Here is a 16,674-nt window from a genome sequence, read left to right on the forward strand (position 1 = left end):
GAAGTACGTTCCGGTGGCTGCGCTCCGTCCGCCTTGCGCTAGGGCCGCTCGCTACGATTTCTTCACAAGTTTTGGGGCTCAGGCGTGAGCCTGCTTGAGCTGGATGCGGATGGTGAAGCCGCCGGTGCTGCTGTTGCCCAGGCCGAACTTGCCACCCATGCGGCGCACCGTCTTGTCCACGATGGACAGGCCCAGGCCGGCCCCGGTGGCGGCGGTGCGGGCCTCGTCGCCGCGGTAGAAGGGCTTGGTCAGGTTGGGCAGGTGCTCGGGCGCCACGCCGGGGCCGTGGTCGCGCACGCGGATCTGTACCCACTGGTCGCGCGCGCGGGTGGTGATGTCCACGGTGGTGATGCCGGTCTCCGCATGCTTGCCGTAACGGCGTGAGTTTTCCACCAGGTTGGAGATGACCCGGCCGAGTTCCACGGCGTCGGCCAGTACCGAGACGTTGTCCTGCAGGTCCAGGTTGAACAACATGTCGGGACGGTCCTTGAAGGCGAACAGGCTGGCGCGGATGACCTCGTTGATGTTGACCGGTGACAGGCGCACGTGGTCGGGGCGCGCGTAGTCGAGGAATTTGTCGATGATGGCGTCGAGCTGTTCCAGGTCGGCCACCATGTGCGCCTGGGCGTCGGGGTCGGCCACGCTCATCTCGGTTTCCAGGCGCAGGCGCGACAAGGGGGTACGCAGGTCGTGCGAGATGCCCGCCAGCATGACGGCGCGGTCCTGCTCGATCTTGGCCAGGCGCTGGGCCATGCGGTTGAAGCCGATGTTGACCTGGCGGATTTCGGTGGTTGGTACCCGCTCGTTGAGCCGGCTGGCGGCGAAGTCGCCTTCGCGGATGCGGCTGGCGGCAAAGGACAATTGCTTGAGCGGGCGGTTGATCAGGCGCGCGATGATGGCCGCGCCGGCCAGCGAGAGCAGGGCGCCGGTGCTCAGCCAGATCAGCCACGTCTTGCTGGCGGTCTGGTTGAAACGCGAGCGGTCGGTCTGCAGCCAGTAATTGTCGCGGTCGATCACGAAGCCGACCCACAGCCCCGGTTTGCCGTTGACGCTGTTGGCCACCACGGTGCCCGGGCCCAGGCGGGCCGTCAGTTCCTGGTTGATGCGCCGGTTCACGCTGTCGGTGTCGAAGGGCTCGTAGCGGTCGCGTGGCTCGCGCGGCAGCACGCGCACGCCTTCCTTCTCGGTCATGGTCTTGATCAGCGAGACACGCATGATGGCGTCGGAGTGGATCAGCGCCGCGCGGCTGAGGTTGACCAGGGAGGCGATCTGCTGCGCGGTCTGGATGGCGCGCGGTTCGAACTCCAGTGCGCGCAGGGTCTGCAGCCAGGCCAGGATGCTGCCGAACAGCAGCAGGGCCAGCAGGAAGAAGGTGCGCCAGAACAGGCTCAGGCCGGTCTGGTCGCGCACTTCGCCTTCGAGTTCGGCCGGGGTGGTTTCCTGCGGATTGCTGCCGCCGTGCTGTTCCTCGGTCAGCCGTGAGTGCCAGCGCGACGGATCCAGCAGGGAGGAGCGCAGCGGGGCGGGAGAACGATGGCTGCGAAAGATCAACCTGCACCGTCCGGTACGAAGACATAACCCACGCCCCAGACGGTCTGGATGTAGCGCGGCACGGCCGGGTCGACCTCGATGAGCTTGCGCAGGCGCGAGACCTGCACGTCCAGGCTGCGGTCGAAGGGCTCGAACTCGCGCCCGCGGGCCTGCTGGGCCAGTTTTTCGCGCGACATGGGCTGGCGCGGATGCCGTACCAGGGCCTTGAGCATCGCGAACTCGCCCGTGGTCAGGGGCAGCTCCTCGCCCTCCTTGCGCAGGGTGCGCGCGCCCATGTCGAAGGTATAGGGGCCGAAGCTCACCACTTCCTGGTCGCTCGAAGGCGCGCCGGGCGCCTCCAGTGCCGGGCGCCGCCGCAGCACGGCGTTGATGCGCGCGAGCAGCTCACGCGGGTTGAAGGGCTTGCCCAGGTAGTCGTCGGCGCCGACCTCCAGGCCGACGATGCGGTCCACGTCCTCGACCTTGGCGGTCAGCATGATGATGGGGGTCTTGTCGTTGGCCGCGCGCAGGCGGCGGCAGATGGACAGGCCGTCCTCGCCGGGCATCATGAGGTCGAGCACGATCAGGTCTACCGTCTCGCGCAGCAGGATGCGAGTGAGGGACTTGCCGTCTTCGGCCTGGAAGACTTCGAAACCCTCCTGCGTCAGGTAGCGGCGCAGCAGATCGCGGATGCGCGCGTCATCATCGACCACCAGGATCTTGTCGGTACGGCTTGAAATGGACGTCATGTTCTATGCTCGGCCTTGGACGGTGTGCAAGCTGCGGATTCTGCCGGTCACAACCGGCCCTCAGCCTCCAGGAGGCCTGACTTTGACATACTGTTACAAATCTCGGCCCAATGCGCAAGTACGTCCTCGCAAGAATGCCGGGTAGCCCCAGGAGTCCTGTTCCATGAAATCCCTTTTCCCTTCCGCCCCCGTTCTGCTGCTGGCCGCCGGCCTGTGGGCCGCGCCTGTGGCCCAAGCCCAGCTGGGGCCGATGCCGCGTGATGTCGTTCAGTTCACGGCCACGGCCACGCTGGAGGCGCGCCAGGACCAGCTCAGCGTGACGCTGCGCGCCACGCGCGAGGGCAGCGACCCGGCGGTGGTGCAGCAACAGCTCAAGGCCGTGCTGGACGCGGCCCTGGCCGAGGCGCGCCCCGCCGCCCAGCCCGGGGCCCTGGAGGTGCGCAGCGGCAATTTCAGCCTCTTCCCGCGCAGCAACCGCGACGGGCGCATCAGCACCTGGCAGGGCACGGCCGAGCTGGTGCTGTCCGGCAGCGATCTGGAGCGCATTGCGGCCCTGGCCGGTCGCGTCCAGGGCATGGCGGTGACGCAGACGGTCTTCGGCCTGAGTCGCGAGCAGCGCGAGCGCCTGGAGCAGCAGGCCCAGGCCCAGGCCATCGAGCGTTTCCGCGCCCGGGCCACGGACATCGCGCGGGGCTTCGGTTTCAGCGGCTACAGCCTGCGCGAGATCAACATCAACAGCCAGGAGCAGGGCGCGCAGATCCGCCCGCGCTTCATGGCCATGGAGGCGAAGAGCAGCATGTCCTCCGACGCGCCACTGCCGGTCGAGGCCGGCCAGGCCCAGGTGCAGGTCACCGTCAGCGGTTCGGTGCAACTCAAATAAAAACAAGCCCGGGTAAGTCCCGGGCTTGCGCGGCTCCAGAGCCGACCTACACTGCTTGGAACAGCCATGTTGCCCCTGCCCACCTTTCAGAACCCCCGGCGTCCCGCTGCGGCCTTGCCTGAACCCAAGGTGGGCGACAGCATCGGGCGTTTCAAGCTGCAGCGCCTGATCGGCCAGGGTGGGCAAGCCACGGTCTGGCTGGCTTTTGATCCGCGCCTGGAGCGAGAGGTGGCCATCAAGCTGCTGCGCCCCGAGCAGGGCGCCGATGCGGCGCTGGTGGCCCAGTGGCTGCAGGAAGCCCGCAGTGTGAGCCGCCTGACGCACCCCAACATCATCCCGGTCTTCGAGGCCGATGTGGAGGACCAGCAGCCCTACCTGGTCTTCGAGTACGTGCCTGGCCAGACCCTGGCCGCGATCCTGCACCAGCGCGGTGCGCTGCCACCGGGCGAGGCGGCGGGCCTGATGGTCGACGTGCTGGAAGCGCTGGCCGCTGCGCATGCCGCCGGCATCGTGCATCGCGATCTCAAGCCTTCCAACGTGCTGGTCGACCACAGTGGCCGCGCGCGCGTCATGGATTTCGGCATCGCCGTGCGTGTCCAGGAGAGCGAGGCACAGCCCGTGCCGGCCAAGGCCGCGCAGGCGACCGGTGGTACGCCGGGGTATATGTCGCCGGAGGCTGCCACGGGAGCGCCGCCGACGCCGGCCATGGACATCTTTTCCGCCGCTGTCGTGCTGACGGAGATGCTCAGTGGCCAGCGCCTGATCGACGAGCGCGATCCCTGGCGCGCCATGCAGCGTGTGGCGCTGGAGGATCTGCGGCTGCCGCCGGAGCTGGGCGGCGAGGCCGATGACGCGCTGCGCACCATCCTGCTGCGCGGCCTGGCGCGCGACCCGCGCCAGCGTCATCCCTCAGCCCAGGTGTTTCGCGACGAGTTGAAGAAATGGCTGCGACCGGTGACCACGCCGCTGAGCGATGCCGACGAAAAAGGCAGCAGCGGCACCGTCGAGTTCCTGCTGCGGCGCATGCGCCACAAAAGCGATTTCCCGGCCATGTCGGGCTCCATCGTGCGCATCCAGAGCATCTCCAGTTCGGACCGCGAGAGCGTCGCCACCCTGACCAACGAGATCCTCAAGGATGTGGCGCTGACCAACAAGCTGCTGCGCGTGGTCAACACCCCGCAGTACGCGCGTGGGGGCACCATCAGCACCGTGTCGCGCGCGGTCACGCTGGTGGGCTTCAACGGCATCCGCAACATGGCGCTGAGCCTGGTGCTGCTCGAGCACATGCAGGACAAGGCACACGCCAACCTGCTCAAGGAAGAGTTCCTGCGCTCGCTGATGGCCGGTGCGATTGCCATCGAACTCAGCCCGGTGCGCAGCGAGGGCGAGGAGGCCTTCCTGGGTGCCATGTTCCAGAACCTGGGGCGCCTGCTGACGGAATACTATTTCCCGGAAGAAGCGCGTGCCGTGCGCGCCCTGACCGGTGGCAAGGAGCCCGTGTCCGAGGACAGCGCCACGATCACCGTGCTGGGCATCAGCTACGAGCAACTGGGCGTGGGCATCAGCAAGGCCTGGCATCTGCCAGACACCATCCAGCACTGCATCCGCAAGCCGACCGGCCCGGCGCCGGCCACGCCGCCCAAGGAACTCGCCGACCGGCTGCGCTGGATCGCCCTGGCCTCCAACGAGATGGCCGATGTCCTGTTGCACAGCGAACCGAAGTCTGCCCAGGTCAAGCTGGCGCAGGTGGGGCAGCGCTATGCGCGTTGTATCGGGATCGACGCCAAGGGCGTCGACACCGCGACCCAGCGTGCGCGCGAAAAGCTGGCCGAGCTGGCGCGCGCCATGGAGTTCAAGGTGGCACCCGATTCGCCAGCCGCCCGCCTGCTGCAGTCCGTTCCCACGGGAGGGGCGACCCCGCTGACCGTGACCCTGCACGACCCGATTGGGGCTGACGCTTTTCACGACTCGGTGGCGTCCTTCGAATTGCATGCCACCCAGCCCGTGACGCCCGAGCAGATCGCGGCATTGGCGCTGGAGTCGCAGCGCGTGGCCGAAATGCTGGCGGCCGGCATCCAGGACATCACCAACGCCATGGTCGAGGACTTCAAGCTCAGCGACATCCTGCGCATGATCCTGGAGACCATGTTCCGGGCCATGGGCTTTCGCCAGATCGTGTTCTGCATGCGCGATGCCAAGCAGGATGCACTGACCGGCCGCTTCGGCCTGGGCCCGGGCGTGGAGCAGATCGTCAAGTCCTTCCATATTCCGCTGCACCCGCAGAAGAGTGACCTGTTTTCCGCGGTCTGCAGCAAGGGCGTCGACACCATGATCAGCGATGCCGGCGCCACGCGCGTGGCTGAGCGGCTGCCGGACTGGTACCGCACAGCGGTCCATGCGTCGTCTTTCCTGCTTTTGCCGCTGATGCTCAAAGGCGCGCCCTTCGGCCTGATCTATGCCGACAAGGGACAGCAGGGAGAGTTGCAGCTGGGGGAGAAGGAGCTGGCGCTGTTGCGGACCTTGCGCAATCAGGCGGTGATGGCGTTTCGGCAGTCGTCCTGAGCTTCTGTTGGCCTATGCTCTGGCGGGCGTGGCATTACCGGGTCTCGCTCCGGCTGCGGGTTTGGTGTCGGGTGATGCGCCCGACAGCGCACTTACTTTCTTTGCTTCGCCAAAGAAAGTAAGCAAAGAAAGGCGAGCCGGATTCGTCGACCCTGCGCTGCGCTACGGGCACGCTGCGTTGCTCGGGACCGGCGGGAAGCGCAGAAACTCGGCTAGCGCCTCAAACATCTGCGCTTCTTGATCCGCCGCTCCCTGCGCTACTCGCCTCCTCATGACGGCGGAAGGAACCGGGTACGAATACCAAAACAACAAGGACGCGCCATGGTGCGTCCTTGTGGGGTCCGGCTGTTGGTTCCCTGGCTGTTCGGCCCCCTATGCCGTGTGGCAGGGCTGAGCAGCGCAGCAGCGGGCGGATCAGGGCGGGCGTTGTCTGAGCGCAGCGAGTTTAGCCCGACCCCGCCCGGTGCGAGCAGCGCAAGGTACCCCGCAGGGGCCCTGACTTCGGCTCGCCTTCTCTTTGCTTACTTTCTCTTGGCGAAGCAAGAGAAAGTGAGTCGCCCGCCGGGGCGAGACCCGGCTCGCCACGACAGAAGAAACCTAGCAAGAAGGCAAGAAGCGCATCACTGCGCCACCCAACCCCCATCCATATTCCAAGCCACCCCCCGCACATTGTTGCCAGCAGCTGAGCAGAAGAACACGGCGAGTTCGCCCAGTTCGTCCGGGGTGGTGAACTGCATGGACGGTTCCTTCTCGCCCAGCAGCAGCTTCTTGGCTTCCTCGTTGGAGATTTTCAGCGCGGCGGCCTTGGCGTCCACCTGCTTCTGCACCAGCGGGGTAAGCACCCAGCCCGGGCAGATGGCGTTGCAGGTCACGCCCGTGCTGGCGTTCTCCAGTGCAGTGACCTTGGTCAGACCCACGATGCCGTGCTTGGCCGCCACGTAGGCCGACTTCTCGGCCGAGGCCACCAGGCCGTGCACCGAAGCCACGTTGATGATGCGACCCCAGTTGGCCGCGCGCATGGCGGGCAGGGCCAGGCGCGTGGCGTGAAAGGCGCTGGTCAGGTTGATGGCGATGATCGCGTCCCAGCGCTCGGTGGGGAAGTCCTCGATGCGCGCCACGTGCTGGATGCCGGCGTTGTTGACCAGGATGTCGACGCGGCCGAACTGGGCTGCGGCGTGTTTCATCATGTCCTCGATCTCGGCCGGTTTGCTCATGTCGGCACCGTGGTAGGCCACCTTGACACCCAGCGCAGCGATCTCGGCCTTCGGGCCTTCGACGTCGCCGAAGCCGTTGAGCACGATGTTGGCGCCCTGGCGGGCCAGGGCCTTGGCGATCCCCAGGCCGATGCCGCTGGTGGAGCCGGTGACGAGGGCTGTTTTTCCTTTGAGCATGCTGATGTCTCCTATAAAGACTGTACGTTTGAATTAGGATGATGCCAAGTGCACCCGATGATCTGATTTCACCATGTCCGAGCCTACGCTGAACTACGTAACCTGTCCCGACGCCGCTGGCGGCCACCGCATGGCCTGGTGGCAATGGGGCAACCCGACAGCGAGCCATGTGGTGATGTGCGTGCACGGCCTGTCGCGACAGGGGCGCGACTTCGACGTGCTGGCCCAGGCCCTGTGCGATCGCGCCGGCGGTCAGCTGCGCGTGGTCTGCCCGGACGTGGCGGGCCGTGGCCAGAGCGACTGGCTCAAGGACCCCATGGGCTACCAGATCCCCGCCTATGCGGCCGACATGCTGGTGCTGCTGGGCGAATTGAAGCCCGTCACGCTGGACTGGGTCGGCACCAGCATGGGCGGCCTGATCGGCCTGGTGCTCGCCGGCCAGCCGCAGTTGCCGTACAAGATCCGCAAGCTCGTACTCAATGACGTGGGCCCGGCCATTTCCTGGCAGGCCATCCAGCGCATCGGCGAGTACCTGGGCGCACCGGTTCGTTTCAGTTCCGTCGAGCAGGCGGCCGAGGCGCTGCGCCTGATTTCCGTGGGTTTCGGCCCGCACACACGCGAGCAGTGGCTGGCGCTGACGCGGCCCATGCTCAAGCCGGCCAGCGATGGCAGCGGTCTCATGCTGCACTACGACCCGGCCATTGCCGTGCCCTATGGCAGGCTGACGCAGGAAAATTCGGCGCAAGGCGAAAAGACACTCTGGCAGCTTTACGACGCCATCACGGCCCGCACGCTGCTGCTGCGCGGCGCCAACTCCGACCTGCTGTCGCCCGAGACGGCCCTGGCCATGACCCAACGCGGCCCGCGCGCGCAGCTCGTCGAATTCCCCGGCGTCGGCCACGCACCCACCCTGGTCGCGGCCGACCAGGTTCAGTCGGTCTGCGATTTCCTGCTCGGCTCGGGCGCGTGAGCCACCCATGAAAAGCCACGCGTCCGAATCGCCCGGCGGCGAACCGCGCTCGCCGCTGATCGCCGCCACTGCCCACAGCCTGCCCGAACAGGCGCATGCCCTGGTCCGCGCACGCGCCTTTGCCGAACCCCTGCTGGCCAACGAAGCGCTGGACACCGGTGAAAACACCCTGGTCCATGCCGATGCGGTGGCCGCCATCCTCCAGTCCATCGGTGGTTCCGAGGCCATGCAGGCGGCCTGCTACCTGGTCTACACCAGCAATCACCTGAACAAGCCGCAGGAGACCATCAGCAAGGCCTTCGGCGAGAGTTATGCCGAGCTGGCCGTGGAGACCACCAAGCTGGTGCAGGTGCAGCGCCAGGCCAGTGCGGCCCAGCAGGCCGCATTGCGTGCCGGCACGCCGGTGCCCATGGCCCAGACCACGGCAGCGCAGACCGAGAACGTGCGCAAGATGCTGCTGGCCTTCTCGCGCGACCTGCGCGTGGTGCTGCTGCGCCTGGCCTCGCGGTTGCAGACGCTGCGCTATTTCGCGGCCACCAAACAACCGGTGCCCGCCGGCCTGGCGGCCGAGTCGCTCAACGTGTTCGCACCACTGGCCAACCGCCTGGGCATCTGGGAGATCAAGTGGGAGATGGAGGACCTGTCCTTCCGCTTCCTGGAACCCGACACCTACAAGCAGATTGCGCGCCTGCTGGATGAGAAACGCATCGAGCGAGAAGACTACGTGCTGCACCTGCGCGAACGGCTGGAGACCGAACTGCGCACGCAGGGCATCCCCGCCCAGGTGCAGGGCCGGCCCAAGCACATCTACAGCATCGTCAAGAAGATGCGCGGCAAGTCGCTGGACTTCGACCACGTCTACGACGTGCGTGCGCTGCGCATCGTAGTGCAGAGCGTGCCCGACTGCTACGCGGCGCTGAGCTGGGTGCACAGCCAGTTCACGCCCGTGACCGAAGAGTTCGACGACTACATCGCCAGACCGAAGGCCAACGGCTACCAGTCGCTGCACACCATCGTGCGCGATGCCGAGGGCCGCCCGATCGAGATCCAGATCCGCACCCAGGCCATGCACGAACACGCCGAGCACGGCGTGGCCGCGCATTGGGCCTACAAGGAGGCCGGCGCCAAGGGTTACTCGGGCGTGACGGCCGACAGCGCCTACGACGCCAAGATCGCCGTGCTGCGACAGCTGCTGGCCTGGGAGCGCGACCTGTCGGGTCCGCAGCAGGCACAGGGCGTGTTCGAGGACCGCATCTACGTGCTCACGCCCGACGCCGCCATCGTCGAGTTGCCACAAGGCGCCACGCCGGTGGACTTCGCCTACAGCGTGCACACCACCCTGGGCCACCGCTGCCGCGGTGCCCGTATCGATGGCGCCATGGTGCCGCTGAACACGCCACTGAAAAACGGCCAGACCGTGGAGGTCGTCACCGCCAAGGAAGGCGGCCCCTCACGCGACTGGCTCAACACCGAACTCGGCTTCATGGTCAGCCCGCGTGCGCGCAGCAAGGTGCGCGCCTGGTTCAACGCCCAGGCCACGCACGAGACCATCGCGCGCGGCCGCGAGGCGGTGGAAAAGCTGCTGCAGCGCGAAGGCCGCACCGCCATCAAACTGGACGACCTGGCCTCGCAACTGGGTTTCGCCTCGGCCGAGGCCCTGTTCGAGGTCGTCGGCAAGGACGAGTTCTCGCTGCGCAGCATCGAGACCGTGCTGCGCCCGGCCGAACCGCCAGCGCCGGCCGACGAGCAGGCCCTGCTCAAGAAATTCAAGGGCGGCAGCAGCTCACGTGGCGGCGTGCTGGTGGTGGGCGTCGATTCCCTGCTCACGCAACTGGCCAAATGCTGCAAACCCGCGCCACCGGACGAGATCCGCGGCTTCGTCACGCGTGGCAAGGGCGTCAGCGTGCACCGCGCCGACTGCAGCAACCTGCACCAGCTGGTGGCAAAACACGGCGAGCGCGTGATCGAGGTCGAATGGGGCGTGCCCAAGGGCGGCGAGGTGCCGCTCTACCCGGTGGACGTGTCCATCGAGGCAGCCGACCGCCAGGGCCTGCTGCGCGACATCCTGGAAGTCTTCTCCAAGGAAAAGTTCAACGTCGTGGGTGCGCAGACGCAGACGGTCAAGGGCGTGGCGTGGATGACGCTGACGGTGGAAATTTCGGATTCGGGGCGGCTGGGGAAGGTGCTGGCGACGGTGGCCGGGTTGTCGGGGGTGAGGACGGCGCGGCGGCGCTGACTCCTTTTTAGGTTGTCTTCTTTGCTTGCGTGGCAGGCCGGGACTCGCCCCGGCGGGCGAGGTACTTTTCTTTGCTTCGCCAAAGCAAAGTACCCAAAAGAAAGGCGAGCCGAAGTCAGGGCCCCTGCGGGGTACCTTGCGCTGCTCGCAGCGGGCGGGGTCGGGCTAAACTCGCTGCGCTCAAACAACGCCCGCCCTGATCCGCCCGCTGCTGCGCTGCTCAGCCCTGCCACACGGCATGGGGAGCCAAACAGCCGGGAACCAACAACCGAACCCCACAAGGACGCGCCATGGCGCGTCCTTGTTGTTTTGGGTATTTGGTATCCGGTTCCCCACCGCCGTGTGCGGAGGCGAGTAGCGCAGGCAGCGGCGGAAAAAGAAGCGCAGATGTTTGAGGCGCTAGCCGAGTTTCTGCGCTTCCCGCCGATCCCGAGCAACGCAGCGTGCCCGTAGCGCAGCGGAGGGACGACGCACCCGGCTCGCCTTCTCTTTGCTTACTTTCTCTTGGCGAAGCAAGAGAAAGTGAGTGCGCTGCCGGGCGCATATCCCGGCAATACAGCGAACGCATGGAAATCAGAGGGCGCGGTTCAAGTCCACGTCCAGTCCGGCCTGTTTCATGGCACGGGCCAGCAGCAGGCGCCACAGGCCTGCGTCATCCATGGAAACGCTCGCGACCCCGTCCCAGGGCAAGGGCTTGGCCGCAGGGCCTGGCACCAGGAAAAAGACCCGATCCTTGCCCACGGTGCCCAACAGGAAGCCGAGCTCCATCAACAGCCCGGGTGACAGGGCCTTGAGTCCGCCGGCAGCCGCGTCCAGGGCGTTGGCCGGCAGGAGGACGATGGCGTATTGCAGATCGGCCAGATGCTCCAGTCGATTGAAGAAGGCCCCGCCGCTCGGGTTCGAGAGCTCTGGCAGGAAGGAGGGCTGCAACCCCAGTTGCCTGACGAGGCTCAGCGTGGCGTCGCGGACCTGCGCATCGTGGCTGACGACCGTGACACGGATGTTCACAGGGGATGCTGAGACGGCGGGGCTGGATTCAACTGCCGGTTGTGGCGCCGGTGCCTTGATGGGCACGGGGGTTGGCGCGGGAGCGGGTGTAGGCATGGTCACAGGTTCCGGTGCAGGTGCAGGCTTGGGCGCAGGCGGCACGGGAGCCGGAGCCGGAGCCGGAGCCGGAGTCGGAGTCGGAGTCGGAGTCGGAGTCGGAGTCGGAGTCGGAGTCGGAGTCGGAGTCGGAGTCGGAGTCGGAGTCGGAGTCGGAGCAGGAGCAGGAGCAGGAGCAGGAGCAGGAGCAGGAGCAGGAGCAGGAGCAGGAGCAGGAGCAGCCGGCTGTTGCCGGGCGCGCTCCGCCAGCAGGACTTTCACGCGTTTCAAGCTCAGGATGGCCTGCTCCACGCCTTCCTTGACCGCCTGCTGCAATTCTTCGGTGGAATAGCGGCCGCTGAAGTCCGAGGGCAGCGTCGCATCGAATGCTGCCAACTCGAATTTCTTGTAGTCCGCTGAGTTGTTGCCAAAAACCTCGGCCAAGGCGTCATTGACGCCTTTTTTCAGGCTTTCAAGACTCGGGTCCCAGCGGTCCCCGATGCGGGATACGTCGAACGCGCGCAACTCCTTGATGCGCCAGTCGATCGTGTCCTGGGCGCTGGTCACGCCGGCCTTTTTGGCAGAGCTGGATGTTCGCGGGTTGGGGGCAGAGGTGGCCACGCTGGGAACTCCTTCAGGACGGCAGGCGACGGTGGGTCGCTTGCTCGCTGTAGCTTGGGGGGAAATCTATCACTTGCGACGAGCCTGCGTGTGCGGGTGTCAACGCCGTTTGCTCCCGCCCAGGATGCTGCCCAGCACCCCGCGGATGATCTGCCGCCCGACCTCGCGGCCGATGGAACTGGCCGCGCTCTTGATCAGCTGCTCGCCGGCGCTGGCGCGCGTGCGGCCGGCCCCGCCACCCAGGATGCCGCCCAGGCTGTCGAGCAGGCCACCACCGCCGGCTTTCTGGGCCGCGGCGGCCTCGCCCGCTGCTTTTTCCTGGGCCTGCTTCTGCTGCGTTCGGCTGGCCAGATGCTCGAAGGCCGATTCGCGGTCCAGCGTCTTCTCATAGACGCCGGCCACCACCGAGTTGGCCAGCAGGGCCTGGCGCTGCTCGGGGCTGACCGGGCCGATCTGGCTGCCCGGAGGCAGCACGTAGACACGCTCGGTCAGGCTGGGCCGGCCTTTTTCGTCGAGCAGGCTGACCAGGGCCTCGCCCACACCGAGTTCGGTGATGGCCGCGGCGATGTCCAGGCCCGGCTTGGGGCGCATGGTCTCGGCTGCGGATTTGACGGCTTTCTGGTCGCGCGGTGTGAAGGCGCGCAGCGCATGCTGCACGCGGTTGCCCAGCTGGCCCAGCACGGTGTCGGGGATGTCCAGCGGGTTCTGGGTGACGAAATACACGCCCACGCCCTTGCTGCGCACCAGGCGCACCACCAGTTCGATGCGCTCCAGCAGGGCCTTGGGCGAGTCGTTGAAGAGCAGGTGGGCTTCGTCGAAGAAGAAGACCAGCTTGGGCTTGTCCAGGTCGCCGACCTCGGGCAGTTGTTCGAAGAGCTCGGAGAGCAGCCACAGCAGGAAGGTGGCGTACAGGCGCGGCGAGTTCATCAGCTTGTCGGCCGCCAGCACATTGACCACGCCGTGGCCCTTGCCGTCGGTCTGCATGAAGTCGGCGATGTTGAGCATGGGCTCGCCGAAGAACTTGTCGCCGCCCTGGCTTTCGATCTGCAGCAGGCCGCGCTGGATGGCGCCGATGCTGGCCGCGCTGATGTTGCCGTACTCGGTGGTGAACTGCGAGGCGTTGTCGCCCACATGCTGGCACATGGCGCGCAGGTCTTTCAGGTCCAGCAGCAGCAGGCCCTGGTCGTCGGCGATCTTGAAGACCAGCTGCAGCACGCCTTCCTGGGTTTCGTTCAGGTTGAGCATGCGGCCCAGCAGCAGGGGGCCCAGGTCGCTGACGGTGGCGCGTACCGGGTGGCCCTGGGTGCCGAACACGTCCCACAAGGTGGTGGGGCAGGCCTGGGAGGAGGGCGTGGGCAGGCCGCGCTCGGCGATCACCTTGGCCAGCTTGTCACTGATCTTGCCGGCCTGCGAGATGCCGGTCAGGTCGCCCTTGATGTCGGCCAGGAAGACCGGCACGCCGATGCGCGAGAAGCCTTCGGCCAGGGTTTGCAGGGTGATGGTCTTGCCGGTGCCGGTGGCGCCGGTGATCAGGCCGTGGCGGTTGGCCTTGTCGGGGCGCAGGAAACAATGCACGTCGCCGTGCTGCGCAATCAGGATGGGTTCAGCCATGGAAGTCCCTAAAAGTACAATTACAGGGATGGTATTCAAAACTCGCGTCGCGTGCGGCGCGAGTTTGCGGGATGAGCGGCTAGGCGCAAAACCCAAGGCAAGCCTGGACGACTTGCCTGGTTTTGCAACAACGCTGATCGCCCGCAAAGTCGCGCCCCGAAGGGTTCGGCCAAAAACGGGCCCTTTGCCCACCAAACCGCTTGCGTGTGCCTCAGCACACGATGCGCGGTGTTGGCGGTCAAATCATCCCGTTTTTGACTCGAACGCACATGACGGGAGTTTTGAACACCATCCCTTATAGGTTAACGAAATTTGAAGGGCACCCCGTGGCTGGACACAGTAAATGGGCCAATATCCAACACCGCAAGGGGCGGCAGGACGAAAAGCGCGGCAAGATCTGGACCCGCATCGTCCGTGAAATCACCGTGGCGGCCCGCGCCGGCGGTGGTGACCCGTCGGCCAACCCGCGCCTGCGCCTGGCTATCGACAAGGCCAGGGCGGCCAATATGCCGGCTGACCGCGTCAAGTACAACATCGACAAGGCCACGGGCAACCAGGAAGGCGTGACCTACGAGGAAATCCGCTACGAGGGTTACGGCATCGCCGGCGCGGCCATCATCGTCGACACGATGACCGACAACCGCGTGCGCACCGTGGCCGAGGTGCGCCACGCCTTCAGCAAGCAGGGCGGCAATATGGGCACGGAAGGTTCGGTGGCTTTCCAGTTCAGGCACTGCGGCCAGCTGATCTTCGCCCCGGGCACCTCCGAGGACAAGGTCATGGAAGTGGCGCTGGAGGCTGGCGCCGAGGATGTGGTGAGTGATGACGACGGCGCCATCGAGGTGCTGACCACGCCCCACGATTTCGAGGCCGTGAAGAACGCGCTGGAAGCCGCCGGCCTCAAGGCCGAGGTGGCCGGTGTGACCATGCGCCCCGAGAACACCATTGAACTCAGCGGCGATGACGCTGCGAAGATGCAGAAGCTGCTGGATGTGCTGGAAGACCTGGACGACGTCCAGGAGGTCTACCACAACGCTGCACTTTAAGACGTACCCTCGCGCGTAGCGGGGCAGTTCGCCGGCGTAGACGTGGCAAGCAAGGATTTGGATTGATATGAAAGTCTTAGTGATAGGTGGCGGCGGCCGGGAACACGCGTTGGCCTGGAAACTGGCCCAGTCTCCCAAGGTGCAGATGATTTATGTCGCGCCTGGCAACGGCGGTACCGCGCGCGACAAGCGCTTGGTCAATGTGCCCATCAGCGACGTGCAGGAACTGCGCGCCTGGGCCCTGGCCGAGAAGATCGGCCTGACCGTGGTCGGCCCCGAGGCCCCGCTGGCCGCTGGCGTGGTGGACGAGTTCCGCGCGCACGGCCTGCGTGTCTTTGGCCCCACCAAAGCGGCGGCCCAGCTGGAGAGCTCAAAGGCTTTCTCCAAGGCCTTCATGAAGCGCCACGGCATTCCTACGGCCGAATACGACACTTTCTCCGACCCGGTGGCCGCCCATGCCTACGTCGAGAAGATGGGCGCGCCCATCGTGGTCAAGGCCGACGGCCTGGCCGCAGGCAAGGGTGTGGTGGTGGCCATGACGGCGGCCGAGGCGCATGAGGCCATCGACTTCATGCTGCTGGACAACAAACTGGGCGTGAGCCACAACGAGGGCGGGGCACGTGTGGTCATCGAGGAGTTCCTGCAGGGTGAGGAAGCCAGCTTCATCGTGCTGTGCGACGGCAAGAACGTGGTGGCGCTGGCCACCAGCCAGGACCACAAGCGCCTGCTGGACGCCGACCAGGGCCCCAACACCGGCGGCATGGGCGCCTATTCGCCCGCGCCCGTGGTGACGCCGGCCGTGCACGCCCGCGCCATGCGCGAGATCATCCTGCCCACCATCAAGGGCATGGAGAAGGACGGCATTCCCTACACCGGCTTCCTCTACGCCGGCCTGATGATCGATGGCAGTGGCGCCCCCAAGACGCTGGAGTTCAACTGCCGCATGGGCGACCCCGAGACCCAGCCCATCATGATGCGCCTCAAGACCGACCTGGTGGACGTCATGCTGGCGGCCACCGACGGCAAGCTCGACCAGGTCGAGCTCGACTGGGACCGCCGCATCGCGCTGGGCGTGGTGATGGCCGCGCACGGCTACCCCATGAACCCTCGCAAGGGCGACGTCATCACCGGCCTGCCGGCCGATACCGACGAGGGCGTGGTCTTCCACGCCGGTACCACCTTGAAGGACGGCCAGGTGCAGGTGACCGGCGGCCGCGTGCTGTGCGTGACCGCGCTGGGCGACACGACCAGGCAGGCGCAGCAGCGCGCCTACGAGCTGGCCCAGGGCATACGCTTCGACGGCATGCAATATCGCCGTGACATCGGTTACCGCGCCATCAAGAGTTGATGTCCAGCAGCGACTATTCCCGGCCCTATCCGGTGCAGTTCCGCGGCAGCGCCTTGGCGCGCTGGCTGCTGCGCCACATGGGCTGGCGCGTCCATTTCGAGGGCCTGCCGGTCATGCAGGGCGTGCTGGCGGTCTACCCGCACACCAGCAACTGGGATTTCGTGAACCTGCTGCTCGTCAAATGGGCCATCGGCATTCCGGTGCGTTTCTGGGGCAAGGACAGCCTGTTTCGTTTTCCCCTGTTCGGTCGCTGGATGCGCAGCCTGGGCGGAGTGCCGGTGGAGCGCACCTCCGCCCACGGCGTCGTCGCCGATACCGTGGCACAGCTGGAGCAGGCCAGGGCCCGGGGCGAGTATTTCTGGCTGGCCGTGGCGCCCGAGGGCACGCGCAAATACATTCCTGGCTGGCGCAGCGGTTTTTACCGCGTGGCCGTGCAGGCCGGTGTACCGCTGGGCCTGGTGCGCGTGGACTACCGCCTGCGTGAGGTGAAGGTGACCGACTTCATCCGCCTCAGCGGGGACGAAACCGCCGATTTCCAGCGCATCGCGGCCGTATTCGATGGTGTGACGGGTTGCCGACCTGGCCATGCCGCCCCCATCCGCCTGCTCGACAGCAACGTGCCGCGCGCCGAAACCATCGTGAAATGA

Annotated in this window: 12 protein-coding genes; 7 read left to right on the forward strand and 5 right to left on the reverse strand. The window is 66.4% G+C overall.

Annotated elements, in window-relative coordinates:
* Positions 1–78: 78 nt before the first annotated feature.
* Positions 79–1,476, reverse strand: coding sequence for a sensor histidine kinase (locus AO057_RS11250; protein ID WP_082605647.1), 1,398 nt, complete (start codon positions 1,474–1,476; stop codon positions 79–81).
* 71 nt (positions 1,477–1,547) lie between these two features.
* Positions 1,548–2,279: an osmolarity response regulator transcription factor OmpR gene (gene ompR / locus AO057_RS11255; protein WP_057675927.1), complete on the reverse strand. Its 732-nt coding sequence runs from the start codon at positions 2,277–2,279 to the stop codon at positions 1,548–1,550.
* A gap of 163 nt (positions 2,280–2,442) precedes the next feature.
* Between ompR and AO057_RS11260 the strand changes: the two genes are divergently transcribed.
* Positions 2,443–3,159, forward strand: coding sequence for an SIMPL domain-containing protein (locus AO057_RS11260; protein WP_057675929.1), 717 nt, complete (start codon positions 2,443–2,445; stop codon positions 3,157–3,159).
* A gap of 66 nt (positions 3,160–3,225) precedes the next feature.
* A complete protein-coding gene (locus AO057_RS11265; protein WP_082605525.1) occupies positions 3,226–5,721 on the forward strand; it encodes a serine/threonine protein kinase in 2,496 nt (831 codons plus the stop codon).
* A gap of 620 nt (positions 5,722–6,341) precedes the next feature.
* Here the strand turns inward: AO057_RS11265 and AO057_RS11270 are convergent.
* Positions 6,342–7,112, reverse strand: coding sequence for a 3-hydroxybutyrate dehydrogenase (locus AO057_RS11270; protein ID WP_057675931.1), 771 nt, complete (start codon positions 7,110–7,112; stop codon positions 6,342–6,344).
* Positions 7,113–7,185: 73 nt separating this feature from the next.
* Between AO057_RS11270 and AO057_RS11275 the strand changes: the two genes are divergently transcribed.
* On the forward strand, positions 7,186–8,082 hold the full coding sequence (locus AO057_RS11275) for an alpha/beta fold hydrolase (RefSeq protein ID WP_057675933.1): 897 nt from the start codon (positions 7,186–7,188) through the stop codon (positions 8,080–8,082).
* Positions 8,083–8,089: 7 nt separating this feature from the next.
* Positions 8,090–10,318, forward strand: coding sequence for a RelA/SpoT family protein (locus AO057_RS11280; protein WP_057675935.1), 2,229 nt, complete (start codon positions 8,090–8,092; stop codon positions 10,316–10,318).
* A gap of 573 nt (positions 10,319–10,891) precedes the next feature.
* Here the strand turns inward: AO057_RS11280 and AO057_RS11285 are convergent.
* Together AO057_RS11285 and AO057_RS11295 are read right to left on the reverse strand one after the other, a co-directional pair.
* Positions 10,892–11,326 carry a TIR domain-containing protein gene (locus AO057_RS11285; RefSeq protein ID WP_057675936.1) on the reverse strand — a complete coding sequence of 145 codons (435 nt, stop codon included), beginning with the start codon at positions 11,324–11,326 and terminating at the stop codon, positions 10,892–10,894.
* 795 nt (positions 11,327–12,121) lie between these two features.
* Entirely contained in the window at positions 12,122–13,633 is a 1,512-nt protein-coding gene (locus AO057_RS11295; RefSeq protein WP_057675940.1) for a helicase HerA-like domain-containing protein, read from the reverse strand.
* A gap of 326 nt (positions 13,634–13,959) precedes the next feature.
* On the opposite strand from AO057_RS11295, the gene AO057_RS11300 reads away from it, so the two are divergent.
* The 3 genes from AO057_RS11300 to AO057_RS11310 all read left to right on the forward strand — a co-directional run bounded on the left by AO057_RS11300 (position 13,960) and on the right by AO057_RS11310 (position 16,674).
* Complete coding sequence (locus tag AO057_RS11300; RefSeq protein WP_057675942.1) at positions 13,960–14,679, forward strand: YebC/PmpR family DNA-binding transcriptional regulator; 720 nt, start codon at positions 13,960–13,962, stop codon at positions 14,677–14,679.
* A gap of 67 nt (positions 14,680–14,746) precedes the next feature.
* A complete protein-coding gene (gene purD, locus AO057_RS11305) occupies positions 14,747–16,027 on the forward strand; it encodes a phosphoribosylamine--glycine ligase (protein ID WP_057675943.1) in 1,281 nt (426 codons plus the stop codon).
* Positions 16,027–16,674 carry a 1-acyl-sn-glycerol-3-phosphate acyltransferase gene (locus tag AO057_RS11310; protein WP_057675945.1) on the forward strand — a complete coding sequence of 216 codons (648 nt, stop codon included), beginning with the start codon at positions 16,027–16,029 and terminating at the stop codon, positions 16,672–16,674. The genes purD and AO057_RS11310 overlap by 1 nt, the downstream gene beginning before the upstream one ends.

The sequence above is a fragment of the Curvibacter sp. PAE-UM genome (assembly GCF_001432305.1).
GTDB lineage: Bacteria > Pseudomonadota > Gammaproteobacteria > Burkholderiales > Burkholderiaceae_C > Hylemonella.